The organism is Rhodococcus sp. NPDC055112 (genome assembly GCF_053607505.1).
The window spans coordinates 1-24,195 of record NZ_JBSGTR010000034.1; the positions used below are offsets into that span (position 1 = coordinate 1).

A 24,195-nucleotide genomic window follows, 5' to 3' on the forward strand; every position below is an offset into this window, starting at 1 on the left:
CACACCTACAATCACCATCGGCAACACTCCGCCATCGGCAGGAACGTTCCCTTCAGCCGTTTGACTAACGTCCCTGGGCAGTACACCTAGCCCGGAAACGACGAAAGTGCAGCTACCGGGGCATCGGCCGAGAGGCCGAGCCGGTAGCTGCACTTTCGTGCGAGCGAACTAGCTGCCGGAGACGGAACGTCCGGCCGACTTGAGGTCGTTGCAGGCCTCGATGACGCGAGCGGTCATGCCTGCCTCGGCCTTCTTGAGGTAGCTGCGCGGGTCGTAGACCTTCTTGTTGCCGACCTCGCCGTCGATCTTGAGGACGCCGTCGTAGTTGGCGAACAGGTGTCCGGCGATCGGGCGGGTGAACGCGTACTGGGTGTCGGTGTCGACGTTCATCTTCACGACGCCGAAGTTCAGCGAGTCCTCGATCTCCGACTTCAGCGAACCCGAGCCGCCGTGGAAGACGAAGTCGAACGGCTGCGAGCCGGCGGCGAGGCCGAGCTTCGCGGCCGCGACCTTCTGGCCCTCCTCGAGCACGGCGGGCTTCAGCTTGACGTTGCCCGGCTTGTAGACGCCGTGCACGTTGCCGAAGGTGGCGGCCAGCAGGTACTTGCCGTTCTCGCCGACGCCGAGCGCGTCGACGGTCTTCTCGAAGTCCTCGCTGGAGGTGTAGAGCTTGTCGTTGATCTCGGCCTCGACGCCGTCCTCTTCGCCGCCGACGACGCCGATCTCCACCTCGAGGATGATCTTCGCGGCCGCCGACAGCTTGAGCAGCTCCTTGGCGATCTCCAGGTTCTCGTCGATCGGGATGGCCGAGCCGTCCCACATGTGCGACTGGAACAGCGGGTTCTGGCCCGCGTTGACGCGCTCCTGCGAGATCGCGAGCAGCGGGCGCACGAAGCCGTCGAGCTTGTCCTTGGGGCAGTGGTCGGTGTGCAGCGCGATGGTCACGTCGTACTTCGCGGCGATGACGTGCGCGAACTCGGCCAGCGCGACGGCGCCGGTGACCATGTCCTTGACGCCGAGGCCGGAACCGAACTCCGCGCCGCCGGTCGAGAACTGGATGATGCCGTCACTGCCCGCGTCCGCGAAGCCCTTGATGGCGGCGTTGATGGTCTCGGAAGAGGTGCAGTTGATGGCGGGGAAGGCAAAGGAGTGCTCCTTGGCCCGACCGAGCATCTCGGCATAGACCTCGGGAGTTGCGATCGGCACGGAACTGACCTCCATTTAAAGAGTCGAGGGGGCGCATCCCTTGATGTCAGGGGCGCCGGGGGTACATGCAGTATTGCAAACGCCGCCGCACCTCCCCGCCGACTCCTGACCCTCACCGCCCCCAACGACCTCACGATTACCGCCACGGCCGCGTGCGTCGCTGCATTCGCCGACCGGCCGCGGGGGCGCGGGCGGGCGAGCACCCTCGGATCGCCGGTACTCTGGGCCGCGTGATTGTGCAGGCAGCCTCGGAGTCCGTGACCAACCTAGCCCTGATGCCCCAGTGGATGGACCCGATGTACCTCCTGACGGAGTCGTGGCTCAAGAACCTGGTGCTGCCCGCGATCCTCACGATCGTGTTCATCGAGACGGGCCTGCTGTTCCCGCTCCTACCTGGCGATTCGCTGCTGTTCACCGGCGGCCTGCTCGCCGCCCAGCCGAATCCGCCGGTCAACATCTGGGTGCTGATGGTCGCCGTGCCGGTGATCGCGATCCTCGGCGACCAGACCGCGTACTGGATCGGTCGCAAGATCGGCCCTGCGCTCTTCAAGAAGGAGGACTCGCGCTTCTTCAAGAAGGAGTACGTGACCGAGTCGCACGCCTTCTTCGAGAAGCACGGGCCGAAGACGATCATCCTGGCCCGCTTCGTGCCGATCGTGCGCACCTTCACCCCCGTGATCGCGGGGGTTTCGAAGATGAACTACCGCACCTTCCTCGGCTACGACATCGTCGGCGGCATCCTGTGGGGCGGCGGCGTCACGATCCTGGGCTACTTCCTCGGCAATGTCGCCTTCATCCGCGACAACGTCGAGGCCATCTTCCTGCTCATCGTCTTCATCTCGATCCTGCCGGGCATCGCCGCGGTCGCCAAGAAGGTGCTGGCCTCGCGCCGCGAACCGGTCGCAGCGACAGCGCCCGAGGTTTCCGTGACCCAAGACGACCCGACGCCCTAGCCGGATGACGCTCGCCGCCGGCAGTTTTGCGCCACTGGAAACCGCCGGACCGGCGGTGGTGTGGCTGATCGTCCTCACCTTCGTCTTTCTCGAGTGCGCCGTCATCATCGGGCTGTTCCTGCCAGGGGACTCGCTGCTGATCACGGCGGGCATCGTGCTGGCAGGCCACTCCTCGGGCTCGGTCCACGTGTGGGCGCTGTCCGCCGGCGCCGCGGTCGCCGCCATCGCGGGCAACCAGGTCGGGTACCGGATCGGCCTGCGCACCGGTCACCACCTGGTGGCGCGCCGCGGTGGCCGCTACGTGACGGCCGAGAACCTGCACAAGGTCAACGTCCTGTTGGACCGGCACGGCTTCCTGTCGGTTCTGGTGGCGCGCTGGATTCCGTTCGTCCGGACCCTGTGTCCGCTGGTCGCGGGCGCGGCGGGGATGAACCACCGCATGTACACGGTGGCCAGCAGCCTGGGGGCCCTGGCCTGGGCGCCGGTGCTGCTGCTGATCGGCTTCTATGCGGGCGAGTTCCTCAAGCGTGTCCCGTGGCTGATGCCGGCGGTGCTCGCGGTGATGGTGGTGTGCCTGGTCGTCGGCACCGTGCTCGGCATCCGGCACTACCGGCAGGAGATGGCGAAGCCGCCCGTCGACTACACCGTCGACTGATCTTCGGGCCCCGTTCCGGCGGCAACACGACACGGATGCGACCTGGCGCGACCCGGATCCGGTTCGCATCCGATGCCGATGCCGCGTTCCCGCTCCGGCAACGATCAGATGGACATAAGGTCCCACCGACTCATCGGTATCTTTCTGACGCTCAAGGTGGACCCCGTTGTCGAAGGAATCATTCAAGGCCGAACACACGAAAGGCGGCTCCGCCCCTTTCATCCCGCCCGAGCTTGCTCGCCGGAAATTTCTGAAGACCCTTGCCGTCAGCGTCCCGGCGCTCGCTGTGGGCTGCGCCGCCGAAGCCGATGCCGCCGTCCTCGAGGCGCAGCCCGACACGGGGCAGGGCGGAGCGGTTGCCGGGACGGGCAGATCGACCCATGCCGCCCCGTCCTCCGTCACCGTGCGGTCCTGGGAGCCGGCGGCGGTGCCCGAATCGACCGCGGTCTTCCCGCGCACCGTGATCGCAGGGGACATGCGTCCGACGTCGATGGTCGTCGCGTGTTACATGGCCGACAAGGCGCCCAAGCGCCTCGTCGTGTGGCGGGCGGGCGCGACGCCGGAGACGGTCGAAGTCGCCTTCGAGTCGGAAGTGGTCCCGGACGCGGACGGCTTTTCGAAGACCAAGGTCGAGAACCTGGAGGCGGGAACCTGGTACTCCTATGGCCTTTTCGACGGAACGGCCGAGACCGCGACACTTCGCTCACTCATCGGCCGCGTGCGCACCGCGCTCCCCGAAGGCAGCCTCGCGCCCGTCACGGTCGGCGTCAGCTCCTGCGTCGGCCAGGGCACTGTCCTACCCGACTACGCGAACCCGCTCAGCCTCACCCCCTTCCACTGGCCCCTGCTCAGCAAGGCCGCCGAACGCGATTTCGACGCCTTCATCACGCTCGGGGACCAGGGCTACATGGACCTGGTGTACGCCAACGGTGGCACGTATGAGGGCTATCTGGCCGGATGGGGGGCGTATCACGCCGGCGGCTATCGCGACCTCTTCCCGCGGTCGGGGATCTACGCCACCTGGGATGATCACGAGGTCACCGACAGTGGCACTGTCGTTCCCTGGACCAGCAACCCGGCGGAGCGGCAGAAGATCGACAACGCCAAGCGCGCCTACTACCGCGTGCAGGCGCTCGAAGCCGACGACCCCGAAGAGACGCCGCTGTGGCGCAGCTTCCGTTGGGGCAACACGGTCGAGTTCATCGTCCTCGACTGCCGTCAGGAGCGGACCGCCGATCGCATGATGAGCGAGGCGCAGCTCGACTTTCTCCTGCAGCGCCTCGAGCAGTCGCCTTGTCATTTCAAGTGCGTGGTCACCTCCGTGCCCTTCGCACGGGTCAACCATCTCCCGTCGAAAGATGACCGCTGGGAGGGGTACGGCGCCGAGCGCGACCGGGTGAAGGCATTCATCAACGAGAAGAACATCCGCAAGGTTCTCTGGGTCACCGGCGACATTCACATGTGTTACACGGGCCAGATGGAGCTGCCCGCCGACGACGGGTCGCTCGCCGGGCAGATGTGGGAAATCTGTTGCACGTCAGGCAATACCAACCCCGGATGGATGCTTCTTCCAGACCGGCAGTTCGTGTGGAAGAGCGGGACCCCACACGTGCCGTTCCTGACCTTCGATCCACAGATGGACACCGTGAGACTCGTCTTCGTCGACGACAAGGGCGCCGCGGCCTTCGAACGAACGATGATCCTCCCGTAGGCGTGCGGCCGACCCCGTGGCTGCGGCGCAGCCACGGGGTCGATTCGAGTGGCACCGGGAGCCGTCTGCCTCAGTGCTCGTGGTCGTCGAGTTCCCACGCGGGCAACGGATCCGGGTAACCGACCCACGCCCGCGGGCCGGCGGCCAACTCGTCGTCGGTCAGCAGGGCGGTGTCGAGGATCCGCTTCGGTGCGTGCACGTCCAGGCGGACACCGATGAACACGAGCTCCTGCCCCGGCGGCACCTCGGTGCTCGACCACAGCTGCGCGGGCTCGATCGTCAGGTTCGGCCCCGCCTGCGACCAGATCGCCGCGACCTCGGGCCTGCTGGCGATCCAGCAGAACCCCTTGCTGCGCAGCAACCCCTTCAGCTCGGCAAGCGCGACCTCGAGGCGCGCCGGATGGAACGGCCGGTCGGCCCGGTAGGTGACGCTGCGGATGCCGTACTCCTCGGTCTCCGGGGTGTGCCCACCGGCGAGCTCGTCGTCCCAGCCGGGCGCCCGGGCGGCGAGTTCGGGGTCGTAGAGCCCGGTCTCGAGGACCTCGTCGAGGTCGACGACGCCTGCCACCGTGCGCAGCAGCCGCGCGGACGGATTCAGCCTGCGCAGCGTGGCCTCCACCGTCCCGGCGCCCTTCTCACTGACGAGGTCCGTCTTGGTGAGCAGCAGGACATCGGCGAATTCGACCTGGTCGACGAGCAGGTCCGAGATGCTGCGCTCGTCGCCGTCCCCGGCGACCTCGCCGCGATCGGCGAGGCGCTGACCGCGGGTGAGCTCACCGAGGAAGGTCGACGCGTCGACGACGGTGACCATCGTGTCGAGCTGCGCGATCTGGCCGAGGCTGAACCCGTCCTCGAACTCCCAGTCGAAGGTCGCGGCGACCGGCATCGGCTCGGAGATGCCGGTCGACTCGATGATCAGCTGGTCGAACCGGCCGTCCCTGGCCAGCTCCCCGACCGCCTCGATGAGGTCCTCGCGCAGGGTGCAGCAGATGCAGCCGTTGGTCAGCTCGACCAGCTTCTCCTCGGTCCGGTCGAGGTGCCCCTGGCCTGCGACCAGGGCGGCGTCGATGTTGACCTCGCTCATGTCGTTGACGATCACCGCGACGCGGCGGCCGTCGCGGTTGGCGAGCACGTGGTTGAGCAGGGTGGTCTTGCCCGCGCCGAGGAATCCGGACAGGACGGTGACGGGCAGTTTCTTTGTCGGGGCTGAGGTCATCCACTAATGGTAATGGTTATCGTTTTAAATTGCTTCGCCGCCCTGCGTCCGAGTGGCACCCCGATGGGGGTACAAATCACGCACGGTCGCCGAGCTCCGGCGTACCTTCACAGGGCACAGGCGCACCACAGGACACGAGACGAAGGACGGCGGTCATGTCCGAATTCCCCCCGATCGCCGACTACGCCTTCCTGTCGGACTGCCAGACCTCGGCGCTGGTCGCCCCAGACGGATCGGTCGAGTGGATGTGCATTCCCCGGCCCGACTCCCCCAGCGTCTTCGGCGCGCTGCTGGACCGGTCGGCGGGGTCCTTCCAACTCGGCCCGACCCACGCCCAGGTGCCCTCGCAACGCCGGTACCTGCCGGGGTCGATGGTCCTCGAGACGACCTGGTGCCTACCGACCGGCACCCTGGTGGTGCGCGACGCGTTGGTCATGGGCCCGTGGAACGGCACCACCCGGTCGGAGGAGTACCGGCGGCCACCCGGCGACCACGTGGCGCAGGACATGTTGGTGCGCACCGCCGAGTGCACCGAGGGCAGTGTCGAGATCACCGTCAATTGCATGCCGCTCTTCGAGTACGGCATGTCGACGGGCGCGTGGGCCTACTCGGGCGAGGGCTATGAGAGCGCGACCTGCGCCGCCGGGGAACTCACCCTGACGCTGACCAGCAACCTCCGGCTCACCTTCGGCGCGGCGAGGGCGGGAGCCCGGACCGAATTGTCTGCGGGGGAAACCGCTTTCGTCGCCCTCTGCTGGGACGGACACACCGTCGCGAATGTCGACGAGGCCACCGAACTCCTGGACGGAACCGACCGGATGTGGCGCGACTGGCTCAGGAAGGGCAACTTTCCCGACCACCGATGGCGGCCGTACCTCGAGCGCAGCGCGCTCACCCTCAAGGGGCTCACCTACGCCCCCTCAGGAGCGCTGATGGCCGCCGCGACCACCTCGCTGCCGGAAACACCTGGCGGCGAACGGAACTGGGACTACCGGTACACCTGGGTGCGGGACTCCGCCTTCATGCTCCGGGCCCTGTTCGAGCTCGGCTACGACTGGGTGGCCTTCGAGTACTTCGCGTTCCTGATCGACGCCGTTGCCAGCGGACCGCTGCAGATCATGTACGGCCTCGACGGCGAACGAGACCTGACCGAGCACACCCTCGACCACCTGGCCGGCTACGACGGCGCCCGCCCGGTCCGCGTCGGCAACGGCGCATGGAACCAGCGCCAGCACGACATGTGGGGAATGCTGATCGAATCGGTCGCGACCCACGTCAAGCACGCCAGCCAGCTCGGCCCTCCCGCGTGGGCCCTGGTCACCCAGCTCGTCGACGGCGCGATCGACGTCTACCCCAAGCCCGATCGAGGGATCTGGGAGGTGCGCGGCGAACCCCGCCACTTCACGGCCTCGAAGGTCATGTGCTGGGTGGCGGCCGACCGCGGCGCGATCATGGCCGCCGATCGTGGCCAGGACGAGCTCGCCCAGAAATGGCGGCGGGCCGCCGACGAGATCCACGCCGATGTCTGCGCGAACGGGGTCGACGATCGCGGCGTGTTCGTCCAGCACTACGACACCACCACCCTCGACGCCGCCACCCTGCTGATCCCGATCATGGGTTTCCTTCCCCCGGACGATGATCGGGTCCGGGCGACGGTGCTGGCGATCGCCGACGAGCTGACCGCCGACGGGCTGGTCCTGCGCTACCGGCCGGAGGAGACGGACGACGGCCTCTCCGGAGAGGAGGGCACGTTCACGATCTGCTCGTTCTGGCTGGTGTCCGCCCTCGCGCTGATCGGCGAGGTGGACCGGGCACGGATGCTGTGCGAGAAGCTGCTCTCGTTCGCCAGCCCCCTGCACCTCTACGCCGAGGAGATCGAGTCCTCCAGCGGCAGGCATCTCGGCAACTTCCCGCAGGCGTTCACCCACCTCGCGCTCATCGACGCCGTCACCAGCGTCATCAAGGCCGAGGGCTGACGACGGGAACTAGATCGCTCCCGACGCCACGTACGCGGCCTCCATCAGCATCCAGCCGCCGAGCTGCACGGAGAAGTCCCGCTCGGCGATGTCGGAGGACCGCACGGTGCCGCCGGTGAAGGTGGCGATCCCGTCGCCGAGTCCGGGCAGGTGAGCCGGAGCCGTCCAGTCCCGCCCGAACAGCGGCAGTCCCTCGACCTGGAGGCGGTTCTCCCACGCGACCTCCGCGGAGTCCAGCACGATCTGCGCCGCGGTCCGGCGGGCTCGCACATCGGCCGCGCGATCGCCAGGCAGCTCGGCGGCGACCAGCGCCAGGTAGCGCGCGAGGATCCCGTTGAACAGGCCGCCGTCCCCGCCCCCACCGCCGACGATCAGGCCGTCCTCGGTGAGCCGCTTGTCGATGGCCTCGACCAGCGCGTGCACCCGGTGCCGGTGCCGGGGCGCCCCGAGCCGCACCGCGAGCTCGGTCTCGGTCCCCAGCGCCACGCCCTGGCAGTAGCTGTAGATCTCGCGGTCGAGCTCCCCAGGGGAGTCCGGGCCGTCGGTCCGGATGCCGTCGAACATCAGGCCGGTGAACGGGTCCCGGAGCTTCTCGTCCATCCAGTCCGCGATGGCCTGCGCCCGCCACAGCCGTCCGGTCCGGGCCAGCATGATCGCCGCTGGACCGTTCGCCGGGGTGTTGTAGAAGTCGGACCTCTTGCACCACGGGATGCCGCCGCCCTGGTCAGGGGCCCACGCGTCGAAGAGCTGGGATTCCAGGTCCTGGATGGCGTTCCGGTAGTCGAGGTGGTGCAGTCGCTGCGCACGCTCGAGTGCGATCCCGAGCCAGGCCATGTCGTCGTAGTAGTTGTTCGTCCATCCGCCGATGTTTCGGACTCGATGTGCCCGGGCAATTTTCGTGATGCGACGGCGACGCTTGGGGGTGGGATCGCGCAGCGCCGCATCCACGACACAGTCGAGGAGGTGCGCCTGCCACCAGTAGTGCCAGCTGAAGAAGAGCCGTTCACGACGCACCGGCGGCCAGGCAACCACGCCGAGGGCGGTGCCGGGCAGGGCCCACAACCGGCGCACGTGCCGGGAGACCATTGCTTCCTCGGCGGCGTCGGCGCGCTCCGCCCACTGATGCTGCATAACAATTGATCTTGCCTATATATGTGACGAATCGCTACCAGGCACGCCCCAGGTCGGCGTGCTGGCGAATCCACGCGTGCATCGCGATGCCAGCGGCGACGCCTGCGTTGATGCTCCTGGTGGATCCGAACTGGGCGATCGAGACGGTCATCTCCGCCGACCGTTTCGCGTGGTCGGTGACGCCGGGGCCCTCCTGGCCGAACAGCAGGATGCACTCGCGCGGCAGGCTCGCCGTCTCCAGCGGCACCGAGCCAGGCGTGTTGTCCACGGCCACCACGGCCAGGTCGCTGCGGGCCGCGTACTCGAACAGGGTCTCCACGTCGGGGTGGTGGACGAGGTGCTGATACCGGTCCGTCACCATGGCCCCGCGGCGATTCCAGCGACGCCTGCCGACGATGTGCACCGAGGCGGCGGCGAAGGCGTTGGCGGTGCGGACCACCGTGCCGATGTTCGAGTCGTGCCCGAAGTTCTCGATCGCGACGTGGAACGGATGCCGCCTGCCGTCGATGTCCGCGACGATCGCCTCGCGGGTCCAGTACCGGTACGCGTCCACCACGTTGCGGCGGTCACCGAGCGCGAGCAACTCCTGGTCGTAGCGGGGATCGGTCGGAAGCGGGCCGTCCCGCTCGGTGTCCCAGGGCCCCACCCCGTTGGGATGCTCCCCCCACTCGGTGGGGCCCGGCTCTTCGTCGCCGACGCGGTTGTCACTCACGGCTCCATTGTGCCGCCCGGTCTGACGTCCCCCGACCTCCGGGACCAGTCGGCCGGGCAATTCCAAAAGGGCGTGGCGGACGGGTGGCTGCACGCCGTTCTGGCGGATGTGGCCCAGGTCTCTCTCCCACACACTGGTCCACGTCAGACGATCTACAACGAAGTAGGGAGTATCGATGGGGAATGTCGCGACGGTAGCCGGCCGGAAGGCCCCGGACATCCGATCGGACGACCCGGCGTCGCCACCCGCCACGCTGCGCTTCACACCCGCGGACGGAGTCGGTTCCGGCGAGCTGATCGCCACGCTGAGCTGGCCACACGGCGCCCCGCTGCTCGCCGACCTGGTGGAGACCTTCGCTCACATGGGTCTGGTCGTTGCCACCCACGAACTGGCGTGCGGCGACGACCAGGCCCCCGTGACCGGCGAACACCGATTCACCTTCTGCCCCACCGATTTTCCCTGGACTCCGACGACCGCGGAGCTGGTGGCGCAGGCCTTCACCGCCACCGCCACCGGTGCGGTCGAGGTCGACGGCTTCCTGCGACTGGTCGCCGCCGCGGAACTGCCGTGGACCGATGCGGTGCTGGTCAGAGCGGCCAGCCGGTACCTGCGTCAGGTCGGCCTGGAACTGTCCGAGCCGACGATCATCGACCTCCTGGTCGCACAGCCCGAGTTCGTCCGCGCCCTGGTGGCACTGTTCCACGCCCGCCTCGATCCCACGGCCGACTCCAGAGAGGTCCTCGCGGACCGGGCCACCGCGGAGCTGACCCGCACCGTCGCGGAGACCTCGACCCTCAGCGCGGACCGCCTGCTGCGCGCCCTGTGGTCGTTCGTGACCGCCACCCTCCGGACCAACTGGTTTCAGGACGGGACCCGGCGGGGTGGTCCCGCGGCCTTCAAGATCGATCCCTCCCTGCTGACCGTGCGGGCAGCGGTGACGCCGTTTCGCGAGATCTTCGTGCACGGCCCGCGCCTCGAGGGCAGCCACCTGCGCGGCGGCCCGATCTCCAGGGGCGGGCTGCGGTGGTCGGACCGCCCCGACGACTTCCGCACCGAGGTGCTCGGTCTGATGAAGACCCAGACCGTGAAGAACTCGCTGATCGTGCCCATGGGCGCCAAGGGCGCCTTCGTCGTGCGCGCCGCCGCCCCGACCCCCGAACAGGTCCGGCATGCCTACCGCGACTTCATCGGCGCGCTGCTCGACGTGACCGACAACATCGTCGACGGCCGTACCGTGCACCCCGCGGACACCGTCGTCCACGACACCGCCGATCCCTACCTGGTGGTGGCGGCGGACAAGGGCACCGCCCGGTTCTCCGACCTCGCCAACGACATCTCGACCGAGCGAGGATTCTGGCTCGGCGACGCGTTCGCCTCCGGCGGGTCGAGCGGCTACGACCACAAGCGGATGGGCATCACCGCGCGCGGGGCGTGGGGCTCGGTTCGCAGGCACCTGGCAGAGATCGGCCTGGCGGTCGACACCGATCCCGTCACCGTCGTCGGCATCGGTGACATGTCAGGCGACGTGTTCGGCAACGGGATGCTGCTGTCCCGGCAGCTCCGCCTGATCGGCGCCTTCGATCACCGCCACGTGTTCCTCGACCCCGATCCGGAACCGGAACCGGCGTACCGCGAACGCGAACGGCTCGCGACGCTGCCGAACAGCAGCTGGGACGACTACGACCGCACCGTGATCTCGCCGGGCGGGGGCGTCTGGCCGCGCACCGCGAAGGTGGTCCCGCTGTCCCCTCAGGCCCGGCGCAGGCTGGGCATCGAGGCAACCGAACTGCCTCCGCACGAGGTGATCCGGGCCATCCTGCGCGCCCGGGTCGACCTGCTGTGGAACGGCGGCATCGGCACCTATGTGAAGGCATCCTCGGACACGAACGCGGACGCAGCCGATCCTGCCAACGACACCGTCCGGGTGGACGCGGCCACGCTGCGCTGCCGCGCGATCGGCGAGGGCGGCAACCTCGGGCTGACCCAGCGCGCGCGGGTGGAGTTCGCGCTCGCGGGCGGCAAGGTCAACGCCGATTTCATCGACAACGCGGCGGGCGTGGCCACCTCCGACCTGGAGGTCAACCTCAAGATCGCCCTCGATGCCGCCGTTCGCTCCGGCGACCTGCCCACAGGCGACCGCGATCCGCTGCTCGCGGCGCTCGAGGACGACGTCGCCGATGCCGTGCTCGCCGACTGCGACCGCCAGTCGCTCGCCATCAGCCTCGCCGAGGCCAACGCCTCCTTCCTGCTCAGCAAGCACGAACGGCTGATCGAGAACCTCGAGCAGTCGGTCGGGCTGGACCGGGCGATGGAGGTGCTACCGACGGCCGCCGAGCTCGCCGCCCGTCAGCGCGCGGGCACCGGCCTGGTGCGGCCGGAGATCGCGGTGCTGCTGGCGATGTCGAAGAACCTGGTCCGCAGCGAACTCCTCGACTCGTCGTCGATCGACGATCCGGTGTTCGAGGACGTGCTGCTCGACTACTTCCCCGGACCGATCCGGGACCGCCTCGGCGCGGGGCTGCGCAAACACCGGGTCGCACGCGAGATCGTCGCGGTGATCCTGGCCAACGAGATCATCGACCGGGTCGGTCCCGGATTCATCCACCGGCTCGAGGAGCGGCTCGGCGTGAGCACGCCACAGATCGTGCTCGCGTACTCGGTGGTGCGCGCGGCGTTCGGCGTCGACCGCCTGTGGCACCGAATCCTGACGCTGCCGGACATCGACCAGGACACGCGGTTCGGGCTGCTGTCCGGCGTACAGGACCTCATCGAGCGGGCGACGTCATGGCTGCTGCGGCACCGCGACCCGGCCGCCGATCCAGGAGCGGAGGTCGCCCGCCTCACCCCGACGGTGGCAGCGCTCGCCGCGGACCTGCCGCCGCTGGGTGGCGGGCTCGACGAGGACCTCACGTCGCTGCGCGAGCTGTCCCAGGCACCGGCGCTCGGTGAGACCACGGACCGGTCCGGGCGTCCGGTGACCTACGTCAGCCGGGTGTACCGCGAGATCGGACAGGCCCTCGGCCTCGACTGGCTGGCCGAGGCGATTCCCGCCGACGCGTCCGCGGATTATTGGGACTCGATGGCGGCTGACGCGATCGAGGACGACCTGTACGAACGCTGGCACGCACTGGTCGCGATGGTGTTGCGCGACGCGGGGCCCGACGCGTCGGCGCCGGACGCCATCGATCGGTGGCGTTCGGCCCACCCGACCGGTTCCGCTCGCCTCGTGAGCCTGGTCGGCGACCTGCGGCGCGGCGGTCACGTGAACGGGGCCAGGGGCTGCGTCGTCAACGCCGAGCTCGCGCTGGCCGTCCGGGGGTGACGGTCAGCGCCCGCGGGAGATGATCGCGAGGAGCAACTCGGCGCGCACCCGGGCGACGTCCATGTCGCAGCCGAGGATCGTCTCGATCCGTGCGATGCGGCTGCGCAGGGTGTGCCGGTGCACGCCCAGCGTGGCCGCGGCCGATTCCCAGTGCCCGTTCGCCTCGAGGTACGCCCGCAGCGAGGTGAGCAGCTCGGTGCCCTGACGAGCGTCGTGGTCGGCCAGCGGCGTGAGCAACGTGTCCGCGACGGCATCGAGCACCCGGCGGGAATCCGGGAACGTGAGGAGCGCGCTGCCCGCGAGCGTGGCGAATTCGATCGGGCGACCGCCGAATTCGGCCGCCGAGGCGGTCAGCCTGGCCTGTTCGACGGCCGCGGCCACCTCCTCCACCCGGTGCGCGGCACTGAGGCCGACCCGCATCCCCTTGCGGTCCGGTGAACGCACCCCCTCGAGCAGCCTGAGCGCGAAGTCGATGTCGTCGCCGCCGCGCAGCAGCACCGTCAGCCGGGCACCGTCGCGGCGCGCGAACAGCTGGCGGGCGGCGCCACCACACTGCGCGTCCACGACGGACTCGACCCGCGCCACCAGGTCCCCGGTCTCACACAGGACCACCATCGCCCGCAGCAGCCCGCGGTCGTCGGCGGCCTGGCCGACCTGGCCTCGCGCCGGGCCCAGGTCCAGCTCCGTGGACAGCAGCAAGCCGAGCGCCTCGCTGTTGAGCCGGTTCTGCGCGGCCCGCAGTCGGCGTGGCTTCTCGAAATCCAAGGCCAGCAACGAGTTCGCGTGACCCAGCAGGACCTGGTCGAGGTGGCTGAGGGCGGTCGGGCTCACTGCCGCCAGGTGGCCGTGCACCACCGCCCCGATGCCGATGGTCTGCACCGCGATGGTGGCCCCACCCCGGCCTAGCGCCGCGCTGCTCACCGCGGACCCCGAACCGGCGGCGATCAACCCCGTGATCTCGGTCAGCACGGCCGGATCGACGCGATCGGGGTAGGCCTCGATCACCCGCCCGCCGGTGTCGAGCAGCAGCACGGTCGCCGAGCAGGCCACCGCCAGCTCGCGGATCGTCGCGCCTGCCCCACCCTGGATCGCCGCGCGGGTCATCCGCGGCTGCGCCCGCGACGCCCGCAGGACGGCCTCGTACTCCTGCTCGGCGAGCCGGCCCATCACCTTCTTGGCGACGGCGGCGAACGGGGTCGGCAGCGGCACCTCCAGCAACGGGAGCGCGAACTCCTCTGCCGCGGAGATCAAGTCCTCCGGCACCGCGGCGTGCGACAGACCGGTACCGAAACCCAGTGCGGCAATGCCACTTTCGGAGAGCTCACGCACGTAGCGCCTTCGATCACCCGAGGCCCCCGGCAGCCCGATCCCGGTGGTCAGGATCAACTCACCGCCGGTGAGCCACTGCGATGGATCGCTCAGCTCGGTGGTCGAGACAAAAGTGATCTCTCGACCGAGTCCGGCAGCACCCGCCCTGAGTTCGAGTGCCAACTCAGGCTGCGACAACAGCCAGCGGACGGGAAGGTTCATCTGACACTCCAGCACTGTGGCGGTTCGGTCCGCGCGTCGGGCAATGCGCCGATCCGGCGAACGATTGACTCTGGCACCCGCCATTTTGGCAGATGACGCGAGATGTGAGGGGGAGCACATTGGGGAAGCCCCCGATCGAGAGGACCCCCGGTGCCGACGTCAGCACTTCTGAAGAACTACATCGACGGCGAATTCACGCAATCCGCATCCGCCCAGGTGATCGACCTGATCAGCCCGGTCGACGAGACGGTCGTCGGGCGCGCCCCCGTGTCGACCACGGCGGACGTCGACGCCGCGGTCGCCGCGGCGCAGCGCGCCTTCCTGACGTGGGGCAAGACCACGCCCGGGCAGCGGCAGGCGGCGCTGCTGGCGCTGGCCGACGCCGTCGAGACGCACAGCGACGAACTGGTGGAGGCGCAGTGCCGCAACACCGGCCAGTCGAAGGCTGCCGTCGCGTCGGAGGAAGTGAAGGCCGGGGCGGATCAGCTGCGGTTCTTCGCAGGCGCGGCCCGGATGCTCGAGGGCAAGTCGGCCGGCGAGTACATGGAGGGTTTCACCTCGTACGTACGGCGTGAGCCGATCGGCGTTGTCGGTCAGGTGACGCCGTGGAACTACCCGCTGATGATGGCGATCTGGAAGATCGGTCCGGCGTTGGCGGCCGGGAACACGATCGTGCTCAAGCCGAGCGACACCACCCCGGAGAGCACCTTGGTGCTGGCGAAGCTGTCGAAGGGGATCCTGCCGGACGGCGTGTTCAACGTGGTCCTCGGCGATGCGCAGACCGGTGCGAGCCTGGTCGAACACCCGGCCCTCGGTCTGGTGTCGATCACCGGGTCGGTGCGGGCTGGGATCGCGGTGGCGGTCGCGGCGGCCAAGCAGCTCAAGCGGGCGCACCTCGAACTCGGCGGCAAGGCGCCTGCCGTCGTGTTCGGCGACGTCGATGTCGAGCGGGCAGCGACCGGGATCGCCGAGGCCGCCTTCTTCAACGGCGGGCAGGACTGCACCGCCGCGACCAGGGTCCTCGTGCACGAGTCGATCCACGACGCCCTCGTCGACGCCCTCGTCCGCAAGGCGGAGACCATCCGGCCCGGTCTGCCCGACGACCCGGACGCGTTCTACGGGCCTCTCAACAACGCCGGGCACTTCACCCGGGTCGCCGAGAAGATCGCTGCCCTGCCGCCGTCGGCCAAGGTCCGCACCGGCGGCACCCGCGTCGGCGACACCGGGTACTTCTTCGCCCCGACCGTCATCACCGGGGTCGAGCAGAACGACCCGATCGTGCAGGAGGAGACGTTCGGCCCGGTGCTCACCGTGCAGTCCTTCTCAGACGAGGACGAGGCCGTCACCCTCGCCAACGACGTCGACTACGGCCTCGCCGCGAGCGTGTGGACGCGCGATCACGCCACCGTTCAGCGGGTGTCCGCCGCGCTCGACGCGGGCGCCGTCTGGGTCAACTGCCACATCCCGCTGGTGGCCGAGATGCCGCACGGCGGCTTCAAGCAGTCCGGCTACGGCAAGGACCTCTCGGCCTACGGGGTCGAGGAATACACGCGGCTCAAGCACGTCATGAGCTCGCACGACTGATCCGCGGCCGACGTACCCGGCATCGAACCACCCACCCCGAAGGACCCCTGACATGAGCACCATTTCCTACCGTCTCCCCCAGAAGCGCGCGCTGGTCACCGAGCTGCCCGGCCCGAAGTCGACCGAGCTGGGCATCCGCAGGCGCGCCGCGGTCGCGGCAGGAGTCGGATCCAGCGTGCCCGTCTACGCCGCCGACGCGGACGGCGGCGTGATCGTGGACGTGGACGGCAACTCTCTCATCGACCTCGGCGCCGGCATCGCGGTCACCAGCGTCGGCGCCTCCGATCCCCGTGTTGCCCAAGCGGTTTCCGAGCAGGCTGCGCGTTTCACGCACACCTGCTTCATGGTCACCCCCTATGAGAGCTACATCCGGGTGGCCGAGGAACTGGCTGCCCTGACCCCCGGTGACCACGAGAAGCGCACCGTGCTGTTCAACTCCGGCGCCGAGGCCGTGGAGAACGCGATCAAGGTCGCCCGCCTGGCAACCGGCCGGATGGCCGTCGTGGCGTTCGACCACGCCTACCACGGCCGCACCAACCTCACGATGGCGTTGACCGCGAAGTCGATGCCCTACAAGACGAACTTCGGCCCGTTCGCCCCCGAGGTCTACCGGATGCCGATGTCGTACCCGTTCCGCGACGAGCAGGGGCTGACCGGCGAGCAGGCCGCCCGCCGCGCCATCACCCAGATCGAGAAGCAGATCGGCGCCGACAGCGTCGCCGCGGTCATCCTCGAACCCATCCAGGGTGAGGGCGGATTCATCGTCCCCGCACCGGGATTCCTGCCCACCCTCACCGCATGGGCCCGCGAGCAGGGGATCGTGTTCATCGCCGACGAGGTGCAGACCGGGTTCGCCCGTACCGGCTCCTGGTTCGCCTGCGACGACGAGCAGATCGTCCCCGACATCATCACCATGGCCAAGGGCATCGCGGGCGGCCTGCCCCTCTCGGCGATCACCGGCCGCGCCGACCTGCTCGACGCCGTGCACCCGGGTGGACTCGGCGGCACCTACGGCGGAAACCCCATCGCCTGCGCCGCCGCCCTCGCCACCATCGAGACCATGCGCGAACTCGACCTGCCCGCCCGCGCCCGCCACATCGGCGACACCGCCACCACCCGTCTGCGCGCCCTCGCCGCCCAGGTCCCCGCCATCGGCGAGGTCCGCGGCCGCGGCGCCATGATCGCGATCGAACTCGTCCGCCCCGGCACCACCGAGCCCGACGCCGACCTGACCAAGGCCATCGCCGCCAAGGCGCTCGAACAGGGCGTCATCGTGCTGACCTGCGGCACCTACGGCAACGTCATCCGCCTCCTGCCGCCCCTGGTCATCGACGACGACCTGCTCGACGACGCACTCACCGTCCTCGAGCAGGCGATCCGCGTCGCTGCCGCCTGACCCATCCACCTCGCCGAAACAGGACCGCCCATGAGCAGCATCGACCGCCTCCTCGCCACCGTTCCCACCCGCCTCTGGATCGACGGCGCCGACACCGATCCCGTTGACGGCGGCCACTTCTCCGTCGTGAACCCCGCCACCGGCGCGGTGGTGGCCGAGGTCGCCGACGCGCGCGGCAAGGACGCCCTCCTGGCTCTCGACGCCGCGTGCCGGGTGCAGGACGAGTGGGCGGCGACCGCGCCGCGGGAACGCTCGCGGATCCTGCGGCGGGCGTGGGAACTGGTCGTCGAGCGCACCGAGGACCTGGCGCTGCTGATGACCGTCGAGATGGGCAAGACCCTGGCCGAGAGCCGCGGCGAGGTGGCCTACGGCGCCGAGTTCCTGCGCTGGTTCAGCGAGGAGGCCGTGCGGATCGGCGGCCGCTACACCGAGGCACCGTCCGGCAACGGGCGGATCCTGGTCACCAAGGCTCCGGTGGGACCGTGCCTGGCGATCACGCCGTGGAACTTCCCGCTGGCCATGGGCACCCGCAAGATCGGCCCCGCCCTCGCCGCCGGGTGCACGATGATCGTCAAGCCCGCCGAGGACACCCCGCTGACCATGCTGCTGCTCGCCGAGATCCTCGCCGAGGCCGGGCTGCCCGCCGGGGTGCTCTCGGTGCTGCCCACCTCGGATGCGGCCACCGTCACCGAGCCGCTGCTCGCCGATCCGCGCCTGCGCAAGGTGACCTTCACCGGGTCCACCCGCGTCGGCAAGCTGCTCATCGAGCAGTCCGCCCAGCAGGTGCTGCGCACCTCGATGGAGCTCGGCGGCAACGCCCCGTTCATCGTGTTCGACGACGCGGACGTCGACGACGCGGTCACCGGCGCGATGGCGGCGAAGATGCGCAACGGCGGCGAGGCCTGCACGGCCGCCAACAGGATCCTCGTGCACAACGCCGTGCGCGAGGAGTTCACCGCCAAGCTCACCGAGCGGATCGCCGCGCTGCGCGTCGGTCCCGGCCACGAGGACGGAACCGACCTCGGACCGCTGATCAACGACAGGCAACGCGGCGCCGTGGCGGCGCTCGTCGCCGACGCGGTGGACGCGGGCGCCCGGGTGCGCACGGGCGGGCACGTCGTGGACGGTCCGGGGTACTTCTTCGAGCCGACCGTGCTCGACGAGGTCCCGGTAGGCGCACGGATCGTGCGCGAGGAGATCTTCGGGCCGGTCGCCGCGATCACCGGCTTCGACACCGAGGCCGAGGCCATCGCCGCTGCCAACGACACCGAGTACGGGCTCGCCGCCTACTTCTACACCCGCGACCTCGACCGGGCCATGCGCGTGTCCGCTGCGCTCGAGTCCGGGATGGTCGGCGTGAACCGCGGCGTGATCTCGGATCCCGCGGCACCTTTCGGCGGGGTCAAGCAGTCCGGCCTCGGCAGCGAGGGCGGTACCGAGGGCATCGAGGAATACCTCAGCACCAAGTACATCGCGCTGTCCGCCTGACCACGTCACCGCTGTAGAGAACTCGGAGGATCACCATGCACCTGGTCGTCGGCTATCTCGCCACCCCGAGCGGGGATGATGGTCTCGCGCTTGGCATTCGGCTCGCCCGTAGCCTGAACGCGAGCCTGAGCATCTGCATGGTGATTCCCCCCGACCGGACGCTGCCGATCCGGCTGCCCGACGATCCCGGCTACGACGACGCGCTGGTCGAGCAGGCCCACCAATGGTTGGCCGACGCGCTCGGGTCCGTTCCCGAGGACGTGAGCGCGACCGCTCATCTGAGCTTCCACGAGTCCTTCTCCCAGGGCCTGCTAGACGAGGCGGCGCGGTTGCATGCCCAGGCCATCGTGGTCGGCGCTGCCCGCGACGGTCTGCTGGGCAGGCACGCCATCGGCACGGTGACCAGTGAGTTGCTGCACAGCTCCCCCGTGCCGGTGGCCCTGGCGCCGCGCGGAACCCGCTACCACCACACCCCGCGCGTGCGCGAGGTCACCTGCGCGGTCGGCACGCGGGCCGGCGCAGATATCTTGCTGCGCACCGCGGTCCGCAGCTGCGGGCGCATGCAGACCCCGCTGCGACTGGTGTCGCTGGTGTCGATCGAACCTCATCACGATCTGCGCGGCGAGCCTGGGGAGGTCCGCGAGCGCGCGCTCACCCATGCCAGGAACATGCTGGAGGAAGCCAGGTCTCGGCTCGATCATGGTGTTGCCACGACGGCCCTCGTGGCCGACGGCGACTCCGTCGAATCCGCCGTGAGCACCCTCGACTGGCACGAGGGCGATCTCATCCTGGTCGGGTCCAGCCGACTCGCTCAACACCAACGACTTTTCCTCGGGTCGACCGCAGCGAAGATGCTGCGCGTGATCCCGGTGCCCATGGTGGTCGTCCCCAATTCGGACCGCCACCTCGATGACTGACCCATCCGTGCCCGCCCGACAAGGCGAAGGACACTGACCCAGGGAGCTGGACCATGGCTAAACAACTCACGGCCGCGCCGCCGACCGATGGCCTCGTGGCCAAGGGACTGGCGTCCAACAAGGTCGGCACGCTCTCTGGAGCGATCCTCGGGATCTCCTCGGTGGCACCTGGATACACGCTCACGGCGAGCATCGGGCTGATCGTCGCGGCGGTGGGGCTGAAGATGCCTGCGATCTTCATCGCCGGCTTCATCCCGATGTTCCTGACCGCCTATGCCTACCGCGAGCTGAACTCCGAATCACCGGACTGCGGCGCCTCGTTCACCTGGTCGACGAAGGCCTTCGGGCCCTACGTCGGCTGGATGTGCGGCTGGGGCATGGTCATCGCGACGATCATCGTGCTGTCGAACCTGGCCGCGATCGCGGTGCAGTTCTTCTACCTGTTCATCGCGCGACTGTTCGATGCACCGCAGATCGCCGACCTCTCCGACAACAAGTTCGTGAACGTCGGGACGACGCTGGTGTTCCTGGCGATCGCCACCTGGGTGTCCAGCCGCGGCATCACGACCAGCGAGCGCGTCCAGTTCGTGCTGGTCGGATTCCAGATGACGGTGCTGCTGGCGTTCGCGGGTGTCGCCCTCTGGCACGTCGCCGCGGGCGACGCACCCGCACACCTGAACTTCAGCCTGGACTGGTTCAACCCGTTCACCGGCGTCACCATCGCCGCGTTCGCGGTCGGCCTCACCGGGTCGATCTTCGCCTTCTGGGGCTGGGACACCTGCCTGACCCTCGGCGAGGAGAGCAAGGACCCCAAACGGACCCCTGGCCGCGCAGGCCTGCTGTGCGTGCTGTCCGTCCTGGTGACCTACCTGCTCGTGGCGGTCGCGGCGATGATGTACGCGGGCGTCGGCGACACCGGCGTCGGTCTGGGCAACCCGGACAACGCGGAGAACGTCTTCGGTGCACTCGGCGAGTCGGTGCTCGGACCATGGGGCGGCCTGGTGCTGTTCCTCGCCGTGCTGGCCTCGTCGGCCGCCAGCCTGCAGACCACGTTCCTGCCCGCGGCGCGCACCATGCTCGCGATGGGCGCGTACGGCGCCTTCCCGAAGAAGCTCGCCGAGATCCACCCCCGCTTCATGGTGCCCTCGTTCGCCGCGATCGTTGCCGGCGCGGTGACCGCCGCCTTCTACACGATCACGACGTTCCTCTCCGAGCGCACGCTGCTCGACACCATCGCGGCGCTGGGCATCATGATCTGCTGGTACTACGGCATCACCGCGTTCGCCTGCGTCTGGTACTTCCGCCACGAACTGTTCAGCAGTGCCCGCAATATCGCCTTCAAGTTCCTCTTCCCGCTGCTCGGCGGCATCATGCTGCTGGTCGTGTTCGTGATCTCCGTCGGGGAGAGCATGAACCCGGACAACGGCAGCGGCACGGCGATCGGCGGCATCGGCCTGGTGTTCTACCTGGGCTTCGGGCTCCTGGTGCTCGGGGCGGTCCTGATGCTGGTGATGCGCGCGCGCAATCCCGCGTTCTTCCGGGGCGAGACGTTGACCCGTTCCACACCCGCCCTCACCGACGACCTTCCCGCCGAACTCCCAGCGGCGGCGAAGGTCAGCTGATCCGGCCCGCGCGTGGTCTCGTCACGGTGCCGACGCCGCCTCGGCTCGCAGTCCGGCGATGAGCACGCGCAGGCCGAAATCGAAGGCGTCGTCGGCACGATTCGGCGCGGTACCCGCCGCGGCCAGCGCGGCGCGCATCGGCTCATTCGCTCGCGGCGTGTTCGCCCACACTTCTTGGGGCGCAGCAAGATCCAGCGCCGACCCGAGCACGAAACTGTCGAGCGCGGTGATGGCATGCAGCACCTCGGCCGGGGAGAACCCGCCCGCGGTGAAGGCCGTCGCCAGCGCGTTGTACATCTCGAAGGCAACCTCGGTCTGCACCGTGTGCGCGGTGAGCAGCGGGATCAGCCGCGGGTGCTTCGAGTAGCTGAGCCGGTACTCGCGGGCCAGCGATGCCACGGTGTCGATCCAGCGGTCGGCGGCCGCGCCGTGCTCGTCGAGGCGGATCGATGCCATCGCCCTGGCCCGCATCAACTCGATGATCTCGGCGCGGCCCGAGACGTGGTTGTACAGCGATGAGGGACGTACGTTCAGGCGCTCGGCGAGCCCCGGAATCGTGAAATCGCCTGCGGCATCGACCATCTTCAGCGCCGCATCGACGATGATCTGCGCCGATAGCAGGCGCTGCGGCGGGCGCGGCATCCGTCCTCCTTCTCCGGCCACATCTGGCCGATCACACTCTCCCCCCTTGTCAACGGGGCAGGAAATCACCATACTTAACGAATCACATTCGTTTTATCCCCGGATCACACCCCAGGACACCGATGTTGACCATCACCTCACTCACACCCCCGAACTCCCCCGCCCGTGTGCAGGAGCCCTCCCGCCCGCCCTTGCGCGTGGCCCTCGTCCAGCACCGCTGGAATGAGGACGAGGACGCGCTGCGCGCCGAACTGCAGGACGGCATCGCCGAGGCCGCCCGCCACGGCGCGCGGGTGGTGTTCCTGCCCGAGCTGACGCTGAGCCGCTATCCGGCCTTCGCCCCCGGCGGCGACACCCCCGGCGATCACGCCGAGGACCTGCTCACCGGGCCTACCTTCACCTTCGCCGCGAAGGCCGCCGCCGAGCACGGCGTGCTGGTGCACGCCTCGCTCTACGAGCGGAGCAGCGAGGAGGACGGCACCCACTACGCCGACGGGCTCGGATTCAACACGGCGATCCTCGTCGCGCCGAGCGGCGAACTCGTCGCCCGCACCCGCAAGCTGCACATCCCGGTGACAGCCGGCTACTACGAGGACACCTACTTCCGTGGCGGCCCTGCCACCGACGAGGCGTACAGCGTGCACGCCCCCGACCGACTCGACGGCGCCCGCATCGGCATGCCGACCTGCTGGGACGAGTGGTTCCCCGAGGTCGCCCGCATGTACTCGCTGGGCGGCGCGGAGATCATCGTCTACCCCACCGCCATCGGCTCCGAGCCGGACCACCCCGACTTCGACACCCAGCCGCTGTGGCAGCAGGTCATCGTCGGCAACGGCATCGCCAACGGCACCTTCATGGTGGTCCCCAATCGGTACGGCGATGAGGGTGTGATCACCTTCTACGGCTCCTCGTTCATCTCCGACCCGTACGGACGGGTCCTGGTGCAGGCCCCGCGGGACGAGTCCGCGGTCCTGGTGGCCGATCTCGACCTCGCGCAGCGGGAGGACTGGCTGACCCTGTTCCCGTTCCTCGCCACCCGGCGTCCCGACACCTACGGCCGCCTTATCGCCCCGGTCGAGACCGCACACCCCATGGGCAGGTCGTGATGGGTTGGCGGATGCCCGCGGAGCGGGACCGACACGAGCGCACCTGGATGGCGTACCCGAGCGAGGGCTACTCGCTCGGCGACACCGCGGAGGAACACCACGAGGCCCGGTCGGCCTGGGCCGCGGTGGCGAACGCGGTCGCAGAGTTCGAGCCGGTCACGGTGGTCGTCGACCCGGCCGAGGTGGAAGCGGCCAAGCGGTACCTGAGCGGTGCCGTCGAGATCGTCGAGGCACCGCTGAACGACGCCTGGATGCGCGACATCGGTCCGACCTTCGTCGTCTCGGACGACGGCCGCGTCGGCGGGGTGGACTGGGTCTTCAACGGCTGGGGCGGCCAGGACTGGGCCCGCTGGGACCGGGACTCGAAGATCGGCGCGTTCGTCGCGGATCGGGCAGGCGTGGAGCTGATCGACTCGCCGCTGGTGAACGAGGGCGGCGGCATCCAGGTCGACGGCGAGGGGACGGTACTGGTCACCGAGACCGTGCAGCTGGACCCCGGCCGCAACCCCGGCATGAGCAAGGCGGACGTGGAGGCCGAACTCGCCCGCACCATCGGCGCCACCACGGTGATCTGGCTGCCGCGCGGGCTCACCCGCGACCACGAGCGCTACGGCACCCGCGGGCACGTCGACATCGTCGCGGCCATCACCGCGCCCGGCGTCGTGCTGGTGCACGACCAGCGCGCACCGGAGCACCCCGACCACGCGGTCAGCCGCGAGATCATCGACCTGCTCTCCGGGACCACCGACGCGGCGGGCAGGCCATGGCAGATCGTCCCTGTGCCCGCGCCCCGCACGCTCACCGACGCCGAGGGTTTCGTCGACTTCAGCTACCTCAACCACTACGTGGCCAACGGCGTCGTCGTCGCGTGCGCCTTCGGCGACGAGAACGACGCGGAAGCCGCGGCCATCCTGGCCGACGCGTATCCCGGTCGGCAGGTGGTCGGCGTCGACGCCCGACCGATCTTCGCGCGCGGCGGCGGCATCCACTGCATCACCCAGAACCAGCCCAGCGCGCCATAGTGGCGC

19 protein-coding genes are annotated in these 24,195 nt (G+C 69.3%); 12 read left to right on the plus strand and 7 right to left on the minus strand.

Annotated features, from left to right (window positions below; translation table 11 throughout):
• Positions 1 to 168: 168 nt before the first annotated feature.
• Positions 169 to 1,206, minus strand: a complete 1,038-nt coding sequence (gene fbaA, locus ACWFRB_RS15775; protein ID WP_027502545.1) for a class II fructose-bisphosphate aldolase — start codon at positions 1,204 to 1,206, stop codon at positions 169 to 171.
• Positions 1,207 to 1,481: 275 nt separating this feature from the next.
• Between fbaA and ACWFRB_RS15780 the strand changes: the two genes are divergently transcribed.
• Positions 1,482 to 2,159: a VTT domain-containing protein gene (locus ACWFRB_RS15780; RefSeq protein WP_452642078.1), complete on the plus strand. Its 678-nt coding sequence runs from the start codon at positions 1,482 to 1,484 to the stop codon at positions 2,157 to 2,159.
• Positions 2,160 to 2,163: 4 nt separating this feature from the next.
• Positions 2,164 to 2,814 (plus strand): DedA family protein, encoded by a 651-nt coding sequence (locus tag ACWFRB_RS15785; protein ID WP_452642079.1) that lies wholly within the window; start codon positions 2,164 to 2,166, stop codon positions 2,812 to 2,814.
• Between the two features lie 178 nt (positions 2,815 to 2,992).
• Here the strand turns inward: ACWFRB_RS15785 and ACWFRB_RS15790 are convergent, their stop codons facing one another.
• The gene (locus tag ACWFRB_RS15790) at positions 2,993 to 3,196 is read right to left on the minus strand and encodes a hypothetical protein (RefSeq protein ID WP_452642080.1); all 204 of its coding nucleotides are present in this window, start codon (positions 3,194 to 3,196) and stop codon (positions 2,993 to 2,995) included.
• A 126-nt stretch (positions 3,197 to 3,322) separates the two neighbouring features.
• Here ACWFRB_RS15790 and ACWFRB_RS15795 point away from each other — a divergent pair, with 126 nt between their 5' ends.
• Entirely contained in the window at positions 3,323 to 4,525 is a 1,203-nt protein-coding gene (locus ACWFRB_RS15795; RefSeq protein ID WP_452642081.1) for an alkaline phosphatase D family protein, read from the plus strand.
• A 70-nt stretch (positions 4,526 to 4,595) separates the two neighbouring features.
• Here ACWFRB_RS15795 and ACWFRB_RS15800 read toward each other — a convergent pair whose 3' ends face one another.
• On the minus strand, positions 4,596 to 5,741 hold the full coding sequence (locus tag ACWFRB_RS15800; RefSeq protein ID WP_452642082.1) for a GTP-binding protein: 1,146 nt from the start codon (positions 5,739 to 5,741) through the stop codon (positions 4,596 to 4,598).
• A 29-nt stretch (positions 5,742 to 5,770) separates the two neighbouring features.
• Between ACWFRB_RS15800 and ACWFRB_RS15805 the strand changes: the two genes are divergently transcribed.
• Positions 5,771 to 7,717 (plus strand): glycoside hydrolase family 15 protein, encoded by a 1,947-nt coding sequence (locus tag ACWFRB_RS15805; protein WP_452642083.1) that lies wholly within the window; start codon positions 5,771 to 5,773, stop codon positions 7,715 to 7,717.
• A 9-nt stretch (positions 7,718 to 7,726) separates the two neighbouring features.
• Here the strand turns inward: ACWFRB_RS15805 and ACWFRB_RS15810 are convergent, their stop codons facing one another.
• Both ACWFRB_RS15810 and ACWFRB_RS15815 read right to left on the minus strand, forming a co-directional pair.
• Positions 7,727 to 8,848, minus strand: coding sequence for a glycoside hydrolase family 76 protein (locus tag ACWFRB_RS15810; protein ID WP_452642084.1), 1,122 nt, complete (start codon positions 8,846 to 8,848; stop codon positions 7,727 to 7,729).
• 34 nt (positions 8,849 to 8,882) lie between these two features.
• Positions 8,883 to 9,560 carry a TrmH family RNA methyltransferase gene (locus ACWFRB_RS15815; RefSeq protein ID WP_452642085.1) on the minus strand — a complete coding sequence of 226 codons (678 nt, stop codon included), beginning with the start codon at positions 9,558 to 9,560 and terminating at the stop codon, positions 8,883 to 8,885.
• 175 nt (positions 9,561 to 9,735) lie between these two features.
• Between ACWFRB_RS15815 and ACWFRB_RS15820 the strand changes: the two genes are divergently transcribed.
• Positions 9,736 to 12,882: an NAD-glutamate dehydrogenase domain-containing protein gene (locus tag ACWFRB_RS15820; protein WP_452642086.1), complete on the plus strand. Its 3,147-nt coding sequence runs from the start codon at positions 9,736 to 9,738 to the stop codon at positions 12,880 to 12,882.
• 3 nt (positions 12,883 to 12,885) lie between these two features.
• On the opposite strand, the gene ACWFRB_RS15825 is transcribed toward ACWFRB_RS15820, so the two are convergent.
• The gene (locus ACWFRB_RS15825; RefSeq protein WP_452642087.1) at positions 12,886 to 14,412 is read right to left on the minus strand and encodes a PucR family transcriptional regulator; all 1,527 of its coding nucleotides are present in this window, start codon (positions 14,410 to 14,412) and stop codon (positions 12,886 to 12,888) included.
• Between the two features lie 150 nt (positions 14,413 to 14,562).
• Between ACWFRB_RS15825 and ACWFRB_RS15830 the strand changes: the two genes are divergently transcribed.
• From ACWFRB_RS15830 to ACWFRB_RS15850, 5 genes are read left to right on the plus strand one after another with little or no spacing between them, the layout of a single operon-like run.
• Complete coding sequence (locus ACWFRB_RS15830; RefSeq protein WP_452642088.1) at positions 14,563 to 15,996, plus strand: aminobutyraldehyde dehydrogenase; 1,434 nt, start codon at positions 14,563 to 14,565, stop codon at positions 15,994 to 15,996.
• 52 nt (positions 15,997 to 16,048) lie between these two features.
• Complete coding sequence (gene gabT / locus ACWFRB_RS15835) at positions 16,049 to 17,392, plus strand: 4-aminobutyrate--2-oxoglutarate transaminase (protein WP_452642089.1); 1,344 nt, start codon at positions 16,049 to 16,051, stop codon at positions 17,390 to 17,392.
• A 30-nt stretch (positions 17,393 to 17,422) separates the two neighbouring features.
• Positions 17,423 to 18,880 (plus strand): NAD-dependent succinate-semialdehyde dehydrogenase, encoded by a 1,458-nt coding sequence (locus ACWFRB_RS15840; RefSeq protein WP_452642090.1) that lies wholly within the window; start codon positions 17,423 to 17,425, stop codon positions 18,878 to 18,880.
• Between the two features lie 35 nt (positions 18,881 to 18,915).
• Entirely contained in the window at positions 18,916 to 19,797 is an 882-nt protein-coding gene (locus ACWFRB_RS15845) for a universal stress protein (protein WP_452642091.1), read from the plus strand.
• 53 nt (positions 19,798 to 19,850) lie between these two features.
• Complete coding sequence (locus tag ACWFRB_RS15850) at positions 19,851 to 21,419, plus strand: APC family permease (protein WP_452642092.1); 1,569 nt, start codon at positions 19,851 to 19,853, stop codon at positions 21,417 to 21,419.
• Positions 21,420 to 21,440: 21 nt separating this feature from the next.
• Here the strand turns inward: ACWFRB_RS15850 and ACWFRB_RS15855 are convergent, their stop codons facing one another.
• Positions 21,441 to 22,061 carry a TetR/AcrR family transcriptional regulator C-terminal domain-containing protein gene (locus ACWFRB_RS15855; RefSeq protein ID WP_452642093.1) on the minus strand — a complete coding sequence of 207 codons (621 nt, stop codon included), beginning with the start codon at positions 22,059 to 22,061 and terminating at the stop codon, positions 21,441 to 21,443.
• Between the two features lie 122 nt (positions 22,062 to 22,183).
• On the opposite strand from ACWFRB_RS15855, the gene ACWFRB_RS15860 reads away from it, so the two are divergent.
• A complete protein-coding gene (locus ACWFRB_RS15860) occupies positions 22,184 to 23,167 on the plus strand; it encodes a nitrilase-related carbon-nitrogen hydrolase (RefSeq protein WP_452642094.1) in 984 nt (327 codons plus the stop codon).
• Positions 23,167 to 24,189, plus strand: coding sequence for an agmatine deiminase family protein (locus ACWFRB_RS15865; RefSeq protein WP_452642095.1), 1,023 nt, complete (start codon positions 23,167 to 23,169; stop codon positions 24,187 to 24,189). The genes ACWFRB_RS15860 and ACWFRB_RS15865 overlap by 1 nt, the downstream gene beginning before the upstream one ends.
• Positions 24,190 to 24,195 lie beyond the last annotated feature (6 nt).